The 15,946-nt window shown below is 41.8% G+C and carries 14 protein-coding genes; 6 read left to right on the forward strand and 8 right to left on the reverse strand.

Features of this window, described 5'->3' with window-relative positions:
- Positions 1 to 3 precede the first annotated feature (3 nt).
- The 3 genes from AB4249_RS01075 to AB4249_RS01085 all read right to left on the reverse strand — a co-directional run bounded on the left by AB4249_RS01075 (position 4) and on the right by AB4249_RS01085 (position 3,710).
- Complete coding sequence (locus AB4249_RS01075; RefSeq protein WP_065101257.1) at positions 4 to 546, reverse strand: acyltransferase; 543 nt, start codon at positions 544 to 546, stop codon at positions 4 to 6.
- Between the two features lie 142 nt (positions 547 to 688).
- Positions 689 to 1,870: a mannonate dehydratase gene (uxuA, locus tag AB4249_RS01080; protein WP_065583620.1), complete on the reverse strand. Its 1,182-nt coding sequence runs from the start codon at positions 1,868 to 1,870 to the stop codon at positions 689 to 691.
- Between the two features lie 67 nt (positions 1,871 to 1,937).
- Entirely contained in the window at positions 1,938 to 3,710 is a 1,773-nt protein-coding gene (locus AB4249_RS01085; RefSeq protein ID WP_065583619.1) for a sodium:solute symporter family transporter, read from the reverse strand.
- A gap of 223 nt (positions 3,711 to 3,933) precedes the next feature.
- Here AB4249_RS01085 and AB4249_RS01090 point away from each other — a divergent pair, with 223 nt between their 5' ends.
- The 4 genes from AB4249_RS01090 to AB4249_RS01105 all read left to right on the forward strand — a co-directional run bounded on the left by AB4249_RS01090 (position 3,934) and on the right by AB4249_RS01105 (position 7,493).
- Positions 3,934 to 5,388, forward strand: a complete 1,455-nt coding sequence (locus AB4249_RS01090; protein ID WP_102333272.1) for a mannitol dehydrogenase family protein — start codon at positions 3,934 to 3,936, stop codon at positions 5,386 to 5,388.
- 2 nt (positions 5,389 to 5,390) lie between these two features.
- Positions 5,391 to 6,476, forward strand: a complete 1,086-nt coding sequence (locus tag AB4249_RS01095) for a class I mannose-6-phosphate isomerase (RefSeq protein WP_065583617.1) — start codon at positions 5,391 to 5,393, stop codon at positions 6,474 to 6,476.
- A 20-nt stretch (positions 6,477 to 6,496) separates the two neighbouring features.
- Positions 6,497 to 7,141 carry an HAD family phosphatase gene (locus AB4249_RS01100; RefSeq protein ID WP_065583616.1) on the forward strand — a complete coding sequence of 215 codons (645 nt, stop codon included), beginning with the start codon at positions 6,497 to 6,499 and terminating at the stop codon, positions 7,139 to 7,141.
- Positions 7,142 to 7,253: 112 nt separating this feature from the next.
- Complete coding sequence (locus AB4249_RS01105) at positions 7,254 to 7,493, forward strand: PAS factor family protein (RefSeq protein WP_004733935.1); 240 nt, start codon at positions 7,254 to 7,256, stop codon at positions 7,491 to 7,493.
- A gap of 145 nt (positions 7,494 to 7,638) precedes the next feature.
- Here AB4249_RS01105 and AB4249_RS01110 read toward each other — a convergent pair whose 3' ends face one another.
- From AB4249_RS01110 to AB4249_RS01125, 4 genes are all read right to left on the reverse strand, one after another.
- Positions 7,639 to 9,363, reverse strand: coding sequence for a methyl-accepting chemotaxis protein (locus AB4249_RS01110; RefSeq protein ID WP_372102310.1), 1,725 nt, complete (start codon positions 9,361 to 9,363; stop codon positions 7,639 to 7,641).
- Positions 9,364 to 9,982: 619 nt separating this feature from the next.
- Positions 9,983 to 10,399 carry a MarR family winged helix-turn-helix transcriptional regulator gene (locus AB4249_RS01115; RefSeq protein ID WP_372102184.1) on the reverse strand — a complete coding sequence of 139 codons (417 nt, stop codon included), beginning with the start codon at positions 10,397 to 10,399 and terminating at the stop codon, positions 9,983 to 9,985.
- Positions 10,377 to 11,372 carry a CDF family Co(II)/Ni(II) efflux transporter DmeF gene (gene dmeF / locus AB4249_RS01120; protein ID WP_017063982.1) on the reverse strand — a complete coding sequence of 332 codons (996 nt, stop codon included), beginning with the start codon at positions 11,370 to 11,372 and terminating at the stop codon, positions 10,377 to 10,379. Before dmeF ends, AB4249_RS01115 begins: the two co-directional genes overlap by 23 nt.
- A gap of 276 nt (positions 11,373 to 11,648) precedes the next feature.
- Positions 11,649 to 12,521 carry a LysR family transcriptional regulator gene (locus AB4249_RS01125; RefSeq protein WP_017059183.1) on the reverse strand — a complete coding sequence of 291 codons (873 nt, stop codon included), beginning with the start codon at positions 12,519 to 12,521 and terminating at the stop codon, positions 11,649 to 11,651.
- Between the two features lie 214 nt (positions 12,522 to 12,735).
- Here AB4249_RS01125 and AB4249_RS01130 point away from each other — a divergent pair, with 214 nt between their 5' ends.
- A complete protein-coding gene (locus tag AB4249_RS01130; protein ID WP_017059182.1) occupies positions 12,736 to 13,995 on the forward strand; it encodes an adenylosuccinate synthase in 1,260 nt (419 codons plus the stop codon).
- 375 nt (positions 13,996 to 14,370) lie between these two features.
- Complete coding sequence (locus tag AB4249_RS01135) at positions 14,371 to 14,655, forward strand: hypothetical protein (RefSeq protein ID WP_372102185.1); 285 nt, start codon at positions 14,371 to 14,373, stop codon at positions 14,653 to 14,655.
- Here AB4249_RS01135 and AB4249_RS01140 read toward each other — a convergent pair.
- On the reverse strand, positions 14,635 to 15,939 hold the full coding sequence (locus AB4249_RS01140) for an McrC family protein (protein ID WP_372102186.1): 1,305 nt from the start codon (positions 15,937 to 15,939) through the stop codon (positions 14,635 to 14,637). The genes AB4249_RS01135 and AB4249_RS01140 overlap by 21 nt on opposite strands.
- Positions 15,940 to 15,946 lie beyond the last annotated feature (7 nt).

Consider the following 15,946-nt stretch of genomic DNA (forward strand, 5'->3'; position numbering starts at 1 on the left):
CCTCTATTTCGACCAATGATATTGCCCTGTCTCTGCATCAATATGACCAATTTGCTTCGCTGGGGTCCCTGCAAAAATCGAATATGGGGGCACATCGGATGTCACTACCGAATTAGCACAAATCAATGAACATTTACCGATGCTCACTCCTGGAGTGACAACAACACCAGATGTCAACCAAACACCCTTTGCGATTGTGACCTTTCCGCTTTCCAAATCACTACGACCACTAAAGCTCTCTGAAGTCGGGTCAAATAAATGATTAGACGCAACGACAGAAACATGTGGCCCTACCAAAACGTCTTCACCAACCTCCACATCACCATTAATGTAGCTGTATAGGCCTATATAACTTCGTGTTCCGATTTGGTTTTCACCAATGCGAACGATAGCTCCTGGAGCAACTCGAACATTATTGTTGGTGAAGCCTAAGATTTGAGCTCTCGACTCGTCATCATGTTTATTATTACTTTGTGTTGTATATAGGGTGAATTTTCTAAATTCCTCATCCGAAAGTTCACCGCCAAATTTTTGTTGAACCGACATATCATCACCTATAAATAAAGGGAAGTAACAGTAACGACTTCCCTTATTGATTATCAATATTTTCACTGACACTAAATAAGCTAATCCGATAATATCCCTGGGTTAGCTTAATTTAAAAACCCAATATCGAATTGAAAACACATTAATTAAAATGAGACCGAGTCAATGCATACTCGACACCACGAATCTCAGCTAAGCCTTTTAAACGGCCTATGCAAGAATACCCTGGGTTTGTTTTTTTATTTAAGTCGTCAATAATTTGGTGACCATGATCAGGCCGCATTGGAATTAAATCACTTTGTCCATTATTAGTACGACGATTTTCTTCTTTAAGAAGTGCAAATATCACTTCATACATATCAACATCACCATTGAGATGAGCTGCTTCATGGAAGTTGCCGGGTTCTTCTTCGCGCTTTGTTGAACGCAGATGCGTGAAATAAATTCGATCACCAAAAGTTTCAATCATCTTCACAAGATCGTTATCGTCTCGCACGCCATAAGACCCGGTACACATAGTAATACCGTTCATTTTGCTCGGTACACGATGCGTCAAGAATTCGATATCTTCAATCGTAGATACCACTCGCGGTAAACCAAGAATTGGGCGTGGTGGATCATCAGGGTGAATGGCCAACTTCACGCCGTACTCTTCACACACTGGGGTAATTTCGTTTAGGAAGTAAACTAAATTTTCACGTAACTTATTGCCGTCAATGTGTTGGTACTGATCCAGTTGCTCTCTAAACTGCTGAAGAGTATAGCCTTCTTCCGCACCTGGTAGACCAGCGATGATATTCGATGTTAGCTGTGCAATTTTGTCATCAGGCATGTTAGAAAAACGAGTTCGAGCAAGTGCAATGTCTTCTTTTGAATACTCTTCATGTGCACCTTCTCGTTCTAGTATGCATAGCTCAAAAACAGCAAAGTCAATATGGTCAAACCTTAATGCTTTTGAGCCATCTGGGAGTACATACTCTAAATCTGTTCTCGTCCAATCAAGAACTGGCATAAAGTTATAGCAAACTGTATCAACTCCGCATTCAGATAAATTGATAATAGATTGCTTATAGTGCTCTATCCATTGAATGAAATTTCCAGTTTGAGTCTTGATCTCTTCATGAACAGGGATACTTTCGACAACTTCCCATGTAAGTGAATTTTCTTCTATTAACTTTTTACGTTTTAGTATTTCTTCTTTAGACCATATTTCACCATTCTTAATATGATGTAATGCCGTTACGATTCCTGTTGCCCCAGCCTGACGAATATCATTAAGCGTTACAATATCATTTGGACCATACCATCGCCAAGTTTGCTTCATAAGTTATTACCTATTATTAATTTTTTTGATGAAGCCTTATTAAGGCTTCATCTGATATTTTATTTAATTAGACAGTGTAAGCTTTTAGTTTTACATCATTTAACTTACCAGCTCGTAGTAATAGCCAAGATATAAACCCGACAATCGCTGCCATTAATACAAATAACATTCTTCCCCACATAGGGTTTGGTATCAGCGTTAATAGGAGAAGCGCTGCACTTGTCGCCAATAACACTCGACCAAGTAAAATGTACTGTTGTCTATCAGCTTCGAAGCTTTGAGGCGAATCTTCTACAATTACTGGAGTTTCTGCATTACTAAAGAACTCTGCGATTTCTTCAGCACGCTTACCTGTTGGCTCTTTATAGAAAAGTTGAGTCAGCAAGAAGAAACCACCTGTGATAATAATGTGCCCTGTTACGCCCATGGTTATCGATTTCATTTCAGCGAATTCACGACTAGACAATGGTTCAGATAAATTAAACAGGCTTTCGATCATTGGTGCATTTGTTGAAGCAATAACGGCTGAAACACAAGCGCCTACGGCAATGGTTGCCCAACATGACCAATCTGGAGTCTTCTTGATAAAGAAACAAAGCAGTGACGGAATAAGCACAGGGAACGCGACAAGCGTACTCACCATCATAAGTGCATCAAATAGACCAAAATCTTGCAGTTTGCTCATGAACAAGCCACAAACAATAATCAACAAGCCGAATACCACGGTAGAAACTTTACTTGCAAACAAGATCGATTTATCTGATTTGTCTTTTGCCATGTAAGGTTCATAAACGTTTTTAATGAATATGCCGGCATTTCTATTTAATGCAGAGTCCATTGACGACATGGTTGCAGCAAACATAGCTGACATCATCAAGCCAACCATCCCAACGGGCATCTCGTTACGAACGAAGACAAAATAGGTGGCATTAGAAATATCTTTGCCTAGAACATCGAGGCCCCATGTAGACATATCTGGGTAATTTCCGCTTACATACCAAGCAGGAAGGAACCAAATGAAAGGTCCAAACGCCATTAGACAACACGCTAGGATTGCAGCTTTACGTGCATTATTAGTATCTTTTGCTGCAATATAGCGGTAAGAATCAATCATATTGTTTGTACTGAAGAACTGTTTGATGAAAATACAGATAAACCAGCCAACAAATAAGTAGGTATAGCTATACCCTTCTCCAACAAACCCTTGATCAGGCAAACCCGCTTCTAGGATTGGTGCTACACCACCAGATTTGTATATCGCTACGATTGTCGCTATGAAGGTAACAACAGTAATGATGATCATCTGTATAAAGTCTGATGCAACTACAGCCCAGCTTCCGCCGACCAGAGACATAAGAAGTACAACCATACCCGCAGCAACTATCGTTGTTTCAATTGGGATATTAAATACCGCACTTGCAAAGATCGCTAATGCATTCAGCCATAGCGCAGCCTGAAGTACACTCGACGGTACCGTCGCCCACGTTACAACTTGCTCGCTAACAGGACCAAAACGTTTGCGAATGCCTTGGATTGGACTGATAACTCGCATCTGTCGAGCTCTTGCAGCAAAGAATAAGTAGTTACAAAAGTAACCAAGAGCATTCGCAAAAAAGATAACAGAGATGGATAAGCCAACATCAAGAGCTTTTCCCATTACGCCAGTAAACGTCATAGCACTCAGTGCTTGAAGAAATGCTGTGGACCCAACCATCCACCACAACATTTTGCCTCCCCCCCTAAAGTAATCACTTGTCGATGACGTTGCTGATCGAAACATCCAACCTACTCCGAGGAGGAAAACGAAGTAGCCTATAACTATAAGTATATCGATATTCATAATGATCCCTAACCGTGATATTTAAAAACTAAACACCTTTCGCTTTCTTTTATATCGCCCCTAGATATTGGCTGTCAAAATTGGTCTACCAATTGGTTGACACTTCTCACAAAAAAATAAATCTCTGATGATATGCCGTTTAAATAATACAAATGAATGTTACTCTCTAATGGTAATTTTTATAGCCGTCTGATTTTAAAAATTGGAGTGAGAGTGCGGAAGTATGAATAAAAATGTTTTAAATCAATACTTAAAAGAAGAACAGAGAATTGTTCACATTGGCTTAGGGGCTTTTCATCGAGCTCATCAAGCTTTATATACAAGCGAATTGTTAGACAATAAAAAGTCTAACTGGACGATCTGTTCCATTAACTTATTTGGTTCACAATCGCTTATTCAGCAGTTAAGAGAGCAAGGTCATTGCTACACTGTTTTGGAGAGAGGTGCGACAAGCGAACAAATAAAAATATCAAAGGCAATCACTCAATCCTTACATCCAGATCTAGACGGTCAGTCGACTATCATCGAAAAAATTGCGAATCCAAACGTTCGTATAGTCTCAATGACTATCACAGAAAAAGGCTATTGCATTGAACCAAGTACTGGCTCTCTTGATGTTAACAATCGTCTCATCCAGCTCGATCTCGACTCACCTTCTCGTCCAGTGTCCGCCATCGGTTATATCGTTGAAGGTTTAAGACTCAGAAAAGAAAGGAATATTAACGCGTTCACCGTATTGTCTTGCGACAATATTCAAAACAATGGAGAAGTAGCGAAGTCGGCTATTCTTAGTTTTGCAAAATTGGTCGACTTGGAGTTGTATTCTTGGATAGAGGCTAATGTCACATTCCCAAACACTATGGTAGACCGTATTGTTCCAGCGGCGAGTAAAGAAAGCTTATCTTATATAGAAACAGCTATCGGCTACTCGGATCCATGTGCCATCGCTTGTGAACCTTTTCGACAATGGGTAATAGAAGATAAGTTTGCAATTGGTCGACCAAATTGGGATGAAGTGGGCGCGCAATTTGTCGATGATGTCATACCTTTTGAAGAGATGAAGCTACGCATGCTAAATGGTAGTCACTCACTTCTTGCGTACTTGGGATACTTGAGTGGTTATAAGTATGTGTCAGAAGCGATTTCAGACCCATATTTTAAGAAGGTGATTCTAGACTTCATGATGAATGAGCAAACGCCTTCATTGTCGTTACCAAAGGAAACTGACATTGCAGCTTACGCAGATTCGCTGATTGAACGTTTCTCTAACCCAAATTTAAAACACCTTACCTCTCAGATAGCAATGGACGGAAGTCAGAAATTACCACCACGATTTTGTGAATCTCTCAAATATAACCGTGAAAATGCTGTTCAAACAACTTGGTTAGAGTTGGGCATTGCAGGGTGGATGGCTTATGTGATTGGCATGGATGACAACGGCGATGCTATCGAGGTTCATGATCCAATGGCTGGCGTGTTCAAGCAAATCAAACAAGAAAGTAAAACGCCTCGTGAAGCTGTCATTTCTTTATTAAGCATTGATGGTATTTTTGAATCTAGCCTTCTTGCAGATGCCGAATTCGTAAATAAGATAGTCGACCTTTTCGAATGTATTCAAGAGGTTGGTGCAATGCAAACTTTACATAACTTAACAAAAACACTGAACTTAAAGGGCTAGGCATGGAATACAAAAATAAGTTGATTCGATTTGGTCAGAACCGCGTTTGGCGCTCTTACAGTGGTGGTAAGGTTTTAGACCAAATTAATAACGAAAGCGTTCCGGTCGACTCTCATTTTCCTGAAGACTGGATTGCATCGGTCACTAAAGCCGTTAACCCAGGTCGAGAAACAATCAGTGAAGGTCAATCAACTGCGATTATCGGCGATCACTCACTCGATTTCGCCGAATTATTAGATCTAGATCCTGAGTATTTTTTAGGTAAAGAGCACTTCAGTAGATTCGGTCCTAACCCTATGGTTTTGATTAAGTTTCTAGACTCTTCAATTCGCTTACATTTCCAAGCACACCCAACCAGAGAGTTTGCCCAAAAGCACCTAGATTCAAATTCAGGCAAGGCTGAAGCCTACTATATTTTACAAGTTCGTGAGGAGATTGATGATCCTTATATTTATCTCGGATTTCAGACGCCTCCGACTAAAGAAACGTTGAAAGAGATCATTGTTGAACAAGACATTAACCGACTGAAAACTTGCTTCGAAAAAATCAAAGTATCTCCTGGTGAGTGTTACTTTATTCCAGGAGGAATGCCTCACGCGATTGGCGAAGGCATTCTAATGATTGAGATAATGGAACCATCGGACTGGGCTGTTCGATTTGAGTTTGAACGAGCTGGTTATACACTTCCTGAAGAAGCTCGCTACATGAAGCGAGATTTGGACTTTTGCCTTGATGTTTTTGACTATTCAGAGAAGTCGGTTGAAGCTGTGGCAACTCAGAACAAAAAGACACCTCAACTATTAACAGCTTATGCTGACGGATCGGTAAAAGAGTCTCTCATTGATGACAAAACAACCGACAGATATCGAGTTTGTCGCACAAAAGTCATTAGCAGCATCACCAAATCTGAGAACGACTTTTATGTCGGTGTTATTGCTGCTGGCAGTTGTACGATTAAATTAGACGAAGAAATTTTAGTACTCAATAAGTACGATAAATTTTTCTGCCCGGCTGGCATTGAAAATATCACGATAGAAACAGACGATGGCGTCGAGATTATTGAATGCTACCCACCATTAACGAATTAATCCTGAGTTAACGTATTGAAATGGAACCAATAAAACTTTATTACGACGCCTTTATCTTTGATATGGATGGAACATTAGTAAACTCCGAGCCGCTCAAAGGCCAAGCATTAGCGCTGACCTGTAAAGACTATGGTTCCATCGTTGACCACCGTATTTATCAAAATGTAATGGGTATGAAATGGGAAAATGTCGTTCAGTATTTTTTCAAAGTTGGAGAAATCGAACCAGAGAGACAAGAGTTTAACGATAAATTTAAGGAACATTATCAATTACTCCTTTCACAAAGATTATCTATCAATAAAGGTGTCGTTGGCCTCCTACAGCAACTAAAATCTTCTGGGAAGCGATGTGCGGTTGTAACTTCTGCGCAACAGTGGATGGCTAACCAAATACTGGAAGCTTGTAAACTTGAGCACTTGTTTGATCTTGTCATCGCTAAAGAGCATGTTTCAATGCACAAGCCAGATCCGGAAGCTTATTTGTTGGCGCTATCTAGATTAAATGTAACCGCAAGTAAAACCATTATCTTTGAAGACTCGGCTCCAGGACTTCAGGCTGGTTTAGCTAGTGGTTGTGAAGTCATTGCATTTCAACATTCTTTCAACATAAACAATGATTTTTCAGGTGCGTTAAAAATCATTGATGATTTCTCACTTGTCAGTTAAGACCAAAATGCTCACCCTAAGTTTATTTGACTTATTGTATGACATATATCACAGCAACTTGTACCCAAATGATATTAAAATAGAAATCCCCCACTCAAAGATAAAGAGACGAATGAACACTACCACCACTCTTGTTTATGACACTTTGAAAAGCCTTGCTGCTCACGCTCCTGAGCAACATGCCGAGATTCGCCAGCGTTTATATGAGCAGTTGAGCCTGCCATTTAACAAGCAGCTCTCGTTATACGCTAATGTGCTTGGTCCTATCAGCTCAGGTAAGTTAGCGGGATGCGACAATATTGATAAAGCGGTTGAACTGGCACTGGATGTGCTGGAAGGCCGAAATAAGTAGTCCCCCCTTTAATACGTAATATAACGGCCCAGATCTTCCCCCAGATCGGGCCGTTTTTTTATTCTCGTCATTTATCTATTTGAATTTCAGGCACAAAAAAGGCGTAGATGATCCACGCCTTTTGTTTTAGTAAGTTCTATGTTGTTTATGAAGTCTTGAACTGCGCGACCGCTTGGTCCATATCGTTCGCTTGCTCTGCTACCTTGTCCACTTCAACTAAGCAATGCTGCGCCGAAGCGTTATTGTCGTTCGAGATAGTGTTCAGCTCAGTAATTGAGTCACTCACTTGCGCCATTACTGCGCCCTGCTCTTCAATCGCTGAAGCAATACGTTCTGAATTACCTTGGATGCTTTCCATGTCGCTCAAGATAAGTTGCAAGCTCGCATCCAGCTCTTCCGAATCTTTCAGCGTTAGTTGACCTTGTTGATTACACTCGCCAATCTCTGCCATCGACGCCTGCATCTGGCTTTGAATTGCACTCACCACTGAAGTTATCTCTGTGGTCGATTGATGCGTTCTGCTTGCTAGTGCGCGTACTTCATCGGCAACTACCGCAAAGCCACGACCTTGTTCACCCGCACGTGCTGCTTCAATTGCTGCGTTCAATGCCAATAGGTTAGTTTGTTCTGCAATGCCTTGGATGATGTTTACTGCATCGCCGATCTGGTCAACATGATGGTTCAGTGAACTGATCGAATCTTGGCTGCTTGAAAGACGTTCAGACAACTGGGTGATGTTGCTGATGGTTTCAACCACCACTTCACGGCCTTTATCGGCATTCACTTTCGCTTGATGTACACCTTCAGCGGCAACCGATGTGCTTTCAGAGATCTCGCCAATGGTGAGTACCATCTCTTGAACTGACGTTGTCATTGTAGATGTGTGATTTGCTTGAACTTCAAACTGTTTGATTACTGACTCTAGCTCATCATGCATGTTCGATGTGCTTTGTGTCAGTTGCAGTGACTTAGATTGAGAGGCAGCGATAAGCCCTTCCAGTTGATCCAACAGTTGGTTGAAGTATTGGCCTAAAGTGCTGAGTTCGTCTTTGCCATCTAGGTGCGAACGAATAGACACGTCGTTAGAATCAACGATGTTACGAATCACCGAAAGCAGTGACTCAATTTTACCAATGATAGAACGGACGATTAACCAGCTGAACAGAATGATCGACACGAGTAGCGTGACGCAAAGGATGTTGTTGATCAGCGATAGCTTGTCCATCTCTTGCTGCGTTTGTTGGTCTAGCACCGCGGAGAACTCTTTAAATTGAGTTTCGATAGCATGAGAACCCGAGCGAGCTTGCCCAAGCAGACCTTCGTTGTGCTTCAAGCCAATCACTCGCTTTTGCTCAACCACTTGGCGAGCAGCGTCAATCAAAGCAGCTGAGCTACTCATATTTGAAGTTATAGAAAGAACACTCGGGTCAAACTCCCCCTTCTCAATTAAGTCATTGAACAGGTAAAGCTCGATTTTTTGTTCCGCACTGGCTGTCGCGCTGATGTTATCGAGCAAAACATGAAACTCGCCTAGCATACCTTTGTCACGTGATAGCCCATAGACTTCGCTCGCTTTAACTAAGTTAACAAAGCTGGTGTGGTAGGTTTCGATGTCTTCACGTAGGTGTGTGCTGTTGGCTAAACCTAAATCACTGAGCACTGTATCTAGCTCAGATTCAGACGCTAAGAATTTTTTGTAGTTTACGTCGAACTTGTCGAGGTATTTCATATCGCTACGCAGTAAAAAATCTTTCTCGTTACGGCGAAGGTTGAGCAAACGCACTTCAAGCTCTTTGGTAATTTGTTTGGCTTCGCTCATTTGAGCGGTGGTGTCTGCAAATTGTGATGTGGTAAACAGCAGTGAAATCATGCCGAAGATGGAGAACATCCCCAACGAATAGAGCTTTTTCTTTATGTTCATATACGTGGCTCGTCTTTACTAAATTAACTATGAATATCTAAATAAATCGCATCAAAGAATGGATAACCAACTTGCGCGACCTGGTTATTGTTATATTTTTTGTATCAGTAATGAGCACTAAATCTAGCGACTGTTCAGCCCACCAGCAGTGACATTCTCAATGGTATTCAAACAGAGAATGAATCTTTTCACTAAAGATAAAAGCATCAATAACACAAATTGAATACATGTACATTAGTTGAATGATAAAAGTGAGAGACAGCTATTTGACGGAACATAAATGGCTTGAATTTCATGGTATACAAGGCATTGAATTAAAAGACTTTGACGCACATTTGGATGCATTATTTATGATGACATTTTTTTGGCTCTCCAGAAGAGCACGAGCGAAGCGCAATATTGGAGGTTTTGACTTGGTTTTTAAACGGTGAATCCATCGATTGGTGATTGTACAGTCAAGTGTATACGGCGAAAAAAATGGACCTACTCAATTAGAATCAGGTCCATTTTTGGATTTCTTAATCAATCGCTTTGCAGTTAATAAGTTAGGGTGCGAACTTAAGGCTGACTAAAACGCTTTTACCATCTTGGTTAGGCACTTCAATAACACCGCTTTCTCGTCTTCTTCGATATCTTGCGTCAGCTCATTAACCAAATTCAAGTGAAGCTGGTTATGGTGAACGTGGATCTTCTTACCCTCATCAGTTAATGCCACCACAATTGCACGACGATCCGTTGGGTGTTCATGGCGTTCAATCAATTCGGCTTTAACCAACTTTTCGATTTGAACGGTAAGTGTACCCGTGGTGATACCCAACTTTTCAGCGAGCTCTTTCATTCTTAACGCGCCATGCATACCAAGTACTTCAATGGTGTGTACTTGAGCCAGGGAGTAACCCGTCTCTTTGACAACAGACAGCTCCCACGAAGACATTTTATCGTAGAACTCAGTCAGTATTTGGTTAAGCTGTTCTATATTTCGCATGGTCGTTTGAATGCACTTCAAGAGTAAGATGATTAATCTTATCAAACTTGGCGAGCATTTGTTTATATTCAGAGACGGTTTTATCACTGTTTGATTCAAGAGTAATCGCTGCTGAATAGTGATGTCCACTCACCTTCCACATATGGAAATCAGTGACCGATGCATATGGCGTTAAGGTTTCGGTCACTGAGTCACGATAATCTTGGTCGATATTCTCATCCAGCAGGATTGGGCTGGTTTGTTTCATAAGGTTCATCGTCCACTTAGCAATCACGAATGCGCCAACCATTCCCATTGCTGCATCTAACCAGTTCCAACCGTAAAACTTACCAAATAGCAGCGCAACAATCGCAAGCAGCGAAGTTAGAGTATCCGCCAACACATGCATGTAGGCTGCGCGTAGGTTGTGATCATGATGGTGTCCGTGATGCTCGCCATGTTTATGACCATGGTCGCTGTCGTGCTCATGGCTATGTGAATGACCGTGATTCTTACTATGATTGTGGCCATGCTCGTGTCCGTGATCATGATGATGATCGCCGAGTAAAAACATACTTACCACATTTACGGTTAAACCAATACAAGCAACGATGATCGCTTCATTGAACTGAATCGCTTGTGGGTTAAACAAACGATGTACTGACTCCACCAGCATCAACAATGCCACAATCCCCAATACAATCGCGCTGGTGTAGCCCCCTAACACGCTGACTTTGCCAGTACCGAAAGAGAAACGTTCGCTCTCGGCATGTTTCTTCGCATAACGGTATGCAAATAAGGTGATACCAAACGCTGCGGCGTGCGTCCCCATGTGCCAACCATCGGCAAGCAATGCCATCGAGCCGTAAATAGTACCTGCAACAATTTCGACAACCATGGTAACGACGGTCAATAACAGGACATAGAACGTGCGTTTCTCACCTTGACTGTTATGTGAAGAAAAGTTGTGTTGGTGACGTGTTGGAAAACTCAAAATGGCGTCCTTAGCTTGTGTTTGTGGTTAGATGATCGTTGCAAATAAAAGCCCTTTGATTGACAAGTAATTTGACAATCAAAGTAATAATTTGAAATTTAGTTTGATTATCAAACTTTGTCAACGATGAATTTTGAAACTCTGATTTGCGGGACGAATAGTTGATGGTGAGCGCTAGTTTGTTCCAAAGATTATTGATTCAGTAAAAACGAGGCTTTCCAGGGACAAAAAAGCCCACTCGAGGTGGGCTGATTGAGTCAAACTCAATGATTGTATTTATTTGTTTTGCAATGAAATAATCTCATCATTCACCCAACCTAACAGCTGCTTGGTTGCTTTCGACAAGACTTGGTTCTGCCGAACAATATAACCAAGACTGGTGCTCGAGAAGTTGGTCAATGGTGTCACTTTCGAATGCAGGTGCTGCTTGGTTGATACCGCAAACTCCGGGACAATAGCCACACCAAATCCCGCTTCTGCCCAGTCGATTTGAGCATCGACACTCCCTACTTCCATCACCCTATAATTAGGTAGATTAAGGCTTGGTAAACCTTCATCAATAAAGTCACGCGTTCTCGTATCATGACCTAGTAGAATCAAAGTGAGCTCTGCATCAGAGTCTCGGATATCAAACCCATCGCCAAGCGCACACCAAGAAAGCTCTTGCAGCTTAGTGAAATACAAAGACTCGTTGTGCTGCTCTTTGGCGATAACAAAACCAATATCCGCTTGAGCATTTTTAACTAAATTCGATGCCTGAGATGACGTGGTATTCAAGAGCGTAAGGTCAATACCGGGATACTGCGCTTTGAACTTCTGGAACGGACGAATTAGCAAAAATCGAGAAATGATGTCACTTACGGCAATGGTTAACGTCCCTATTTTAAGGTCGTTAATGGCATTGAGATCGGCCTGACAAATCTGCAGTTCGAGTAGCGTTCTTTGGCTTGTTTCCAATAGCCGTTCACCCGCTTGAGTCAATTGAAAAGGGCTTCTCTCTATCAACTTTATGCGTGTTTGTTGTTCCAGTTGTTTTAGGTGCAAACTCACATTGGGTTGTGTCATGTGCAGTGCATTGGCCGCTTTCCCAAAATGCTTGTACTCCGCAAGCGTCACAAACGTCTTCAACAAATTAATATCGAGCATCATGTCCTCTCTCTCGTGTCACTAATATCATTCCCTAAAAGTAAAGAATGCCCCATCGTCATTCCCTACAGTGAGGAACGAACGTGATAGGGAATCTCGTTTGTAGCTTAAGACTTTAAGGATATATGAAATCCTTATCAAGATAATAAAGATAATTAATTTCTCTTATCCACCTTGTAGGCCTAACATGATTCCTCAATCAGTTAGGAGAAAAATTATGCCATCTATCGTTGTTGTGGGCGCAAACTGGGGTGATGAAGGCAAAGGCCGCATCGTCGATTTTTTAGCAGACCAAGCTTCTGCTAGCATTCGTTTCCAAGGCGGAAACAATGCAGGTCATACTGTGGTAAATGACTTCGGTACATTCAAACTGCACCAACTACCTAGTGGTATTTTTAATCCTAATTGTACGGCGGTTCTTGGCCCTGGCATGGTGATCAGCCCTGCTGCGCTAACTGAAGAGATTGCAGAAGTTCAAGAGGCTGGCATCAAAGTGAAAATGGCGATCTCAGATCGTGCGACACTGTGTCTCCCTTTACATGCTCTTGAAGATACGCTTGAAGAAGAGCGTTTGGGCGATGGCGCTTACGGCTCTACACGTCAAGGCATTGCACCAGCGTACGGCGATCGTGTAATGAAGAAAGGCATTCTTGTCGGTTGGCTGAATCAACCTGAAATTTTAGAGCAGCGTATTCAATTCCTACTTGATTGGAAGATGCCTCAGCTTAAAGCGCTCTACCCTCAATGTGACTTCTCCCAGACTGCTTCTGAAATGACAGAATGGCTACTTGAAGTAACTAAAGCGTGGCGCCCGTTCATCTGCAACGTAACTGAGCCGCTTAAAGCGCTGCAATCACAAGACGCAAACCTACTGTTTGAAGCTCAGTTAGGCGCAGGTCGCGACCTTGTCTACGGTGAATACCCTTGGACAACATCTTCGAATGTAACCGCAGCTTATGCTGGCATTGGTAGCGGTTTACCTGCACTTCGTCCTGAACGTGTTATCGCTGTTGCTAAATCATTCAGCTCGTCTGTTGGTACTGGCACGCTAGTAACTGCAATGGAAGAACAAGACAGCTTCCGCGAAAGCTCTAACGAATACGGCGCAACTACGGGTCGACCACGTGATATGGGTTACTTTGATGCAGTGGCAACTCGCAACGGTGTTGACCTGCAAGCTGCAACGGAAATCGCACTGACTAAGATTGATTGCCTGTCTGGTTTGTCTGAGCTTAAGATCTGTACTGCTTACTCAGGAGAGCACACAGAGAACCCGATTTGGCCACAAACGGCTGAGCTAAAGCCCGTATATGAAGATATGGCTGGCTGGGATGAAGACATCACGGGTTGCCGCACGTTTGAGAGCCTTCCTCAAGCAGCACAAGATTACGTTACTCGTATCGAAGAGCTGATGGGTGTGCCAATCGTGATGGTATCGGTAGGTCCAGAGCGCGAGCAAATGATCATTCGCGCTTAGTTTAGAAGACGACAAGATCTACATCAAAGCCCACATTCAGTGGACTTTTTTGATTGTTCATAAAGAACGAGATAACACAAGGAATTACAGACAAAAAAAAAGCCCACGCTAGGTGGGCTTTTTTGTTTGTTCATGAAGAACGAATTTGGTGCCGCTACTGGACTCGACTATCAATCCTATCTTTTTGATTAATATAAAGATTATGAAAATCTAGCTTTATGATGTTACTTCTGGTGTTACTTCAGCACAAACTGATTTCAAAGGAACTGTACTAGCAGAAAGAAGCAGATTTTTTCATCCTGCTATATCCTGATGGTTGCTAGAAACCGACTATAATTTTACCAGAGCTAAATCGCATAAAATATGGAGCATCACATGGACGACATCGAACTAGACAAAAAATTAAAATCCGTTGGCAAGGCCGCTTTTGTATCCAACTATGAACTTTTCCAAAATTTCACTGCTGGAAGGATTTCACGTGCAGATACCATTGAAACCCTTGTAAGAAAAAAAGTCAGCAATGAAGCTGGTGCCGCCATTCGAGTCGGGAACGCAAAGTTAATCTTTGAAAACGGCAGAGAGCTCGATGCACTTGATTTAGTACTCCAGTCTAATCGAGTAAATAACGATATACGTGATTTAGCTCGAAAGCTCAGGTAGCAACATTTCAATATCCAGTAATTCACATTCATCATTCGTAAGATCATAAGGGATTACCCTTACCGACAGGTTCTCATCAAATCTAAATGGCGGTAAAGATTCATTAAAGTGCTCATAAGCTGGGTAGATAAGATAGATCACGCCTGAACCACCTAAATAATTTTGACCATAGGCGAACATTTGATACATGTCAGACTGGCTAATCCCATACTTATGCTTAGCCGTTGCTAGTTTCTCGTTAATTCGCTTCCACTTAGTATCTGCCACATAGAACGGCTCATGCGAATTTTTCTCGCTAACAACAATATCAGGCTTGAGCTTAAACCACTCTTGAGGTTTTCCTGAACGGGGCGTATGAGTGACTAACGAGCAACTACTCGCTTGAGTTTTCAATTTGAGAGAATGCGACAGTGACTTCCCTAGTTTAATCGCTACATAACGCTCAAAGAGACTCTCCATAGGGAAAAGCATCGAAATTCCATTATGTTGCCCAGAAAGGGATACTGGTGATTGGTAACTTAAAATCAACTCGCACCAAAGCTTCACAGTTCGATAATGAATTAAAGATCGTTCATTGGACCATTGGCGAAAATCTAATGCATGGTTTTCTGAGTGCGGAATATCATCAAGAGCGAATTGTAATTCACTTCCTAAGCGTAAGTTGTCACTATTTTTTGACCACTTCATCACCTGGCTCAGTGCTGAGCGCATCAATCTATTTTCTGCTCTGTCTGAAGAAAATTCATCGTAAACAATGTGAAAGCTATTTAAGCAACCCGGTCGTTGGTTTATTTGCTTTGATGTTTGTAACTGACCTTTTAAGTAAGGTTTACGATCTTGAACTCTTGTGTACTGGCTTCGAATCCCTTTCTTAATGACATCCGAAACATCTTTCAAGAAATAACCAATCAATATTTCAAACAATGGTCTGTTTAACGCTTGTAGCGAAGAGTTTTCAAACCTATGTATGTTAAGTTTATGGACCGTTGAAAGCATCTTGAGAAGCACTTTCGTGGCTGTTTGGTTATCTTCCTTCTCTGATATTTTAGGAAGAATTTCAATCCGAGTGCCGCAGGGTGTTTCTAATACCCCAACATAATTGATAACTTGCAGAGCAATTGAACGACCTTGCTTTTTGACCTTTATGAGATCAACTAACTCTTGATTATTACTTTGCCCATTGACCAACAACCACTCAAACGCTTTACTCGGTATTGACTGGCAATCAATACTCGACTTATCACCACCATTGAGTAACAAGCCGAACTCACGGACAGCAATCACAGAGTCA

Source organism: Vibrio sp. 10N.261.55.F4 (assembly GCF_041470465.1).
Lineage (GTDB): Bacteria > Pseudomonadota > Gammaproteobacteria > Enterobacterales > Vibrionaceae > Vibrio > Vibrio crassostreae_C.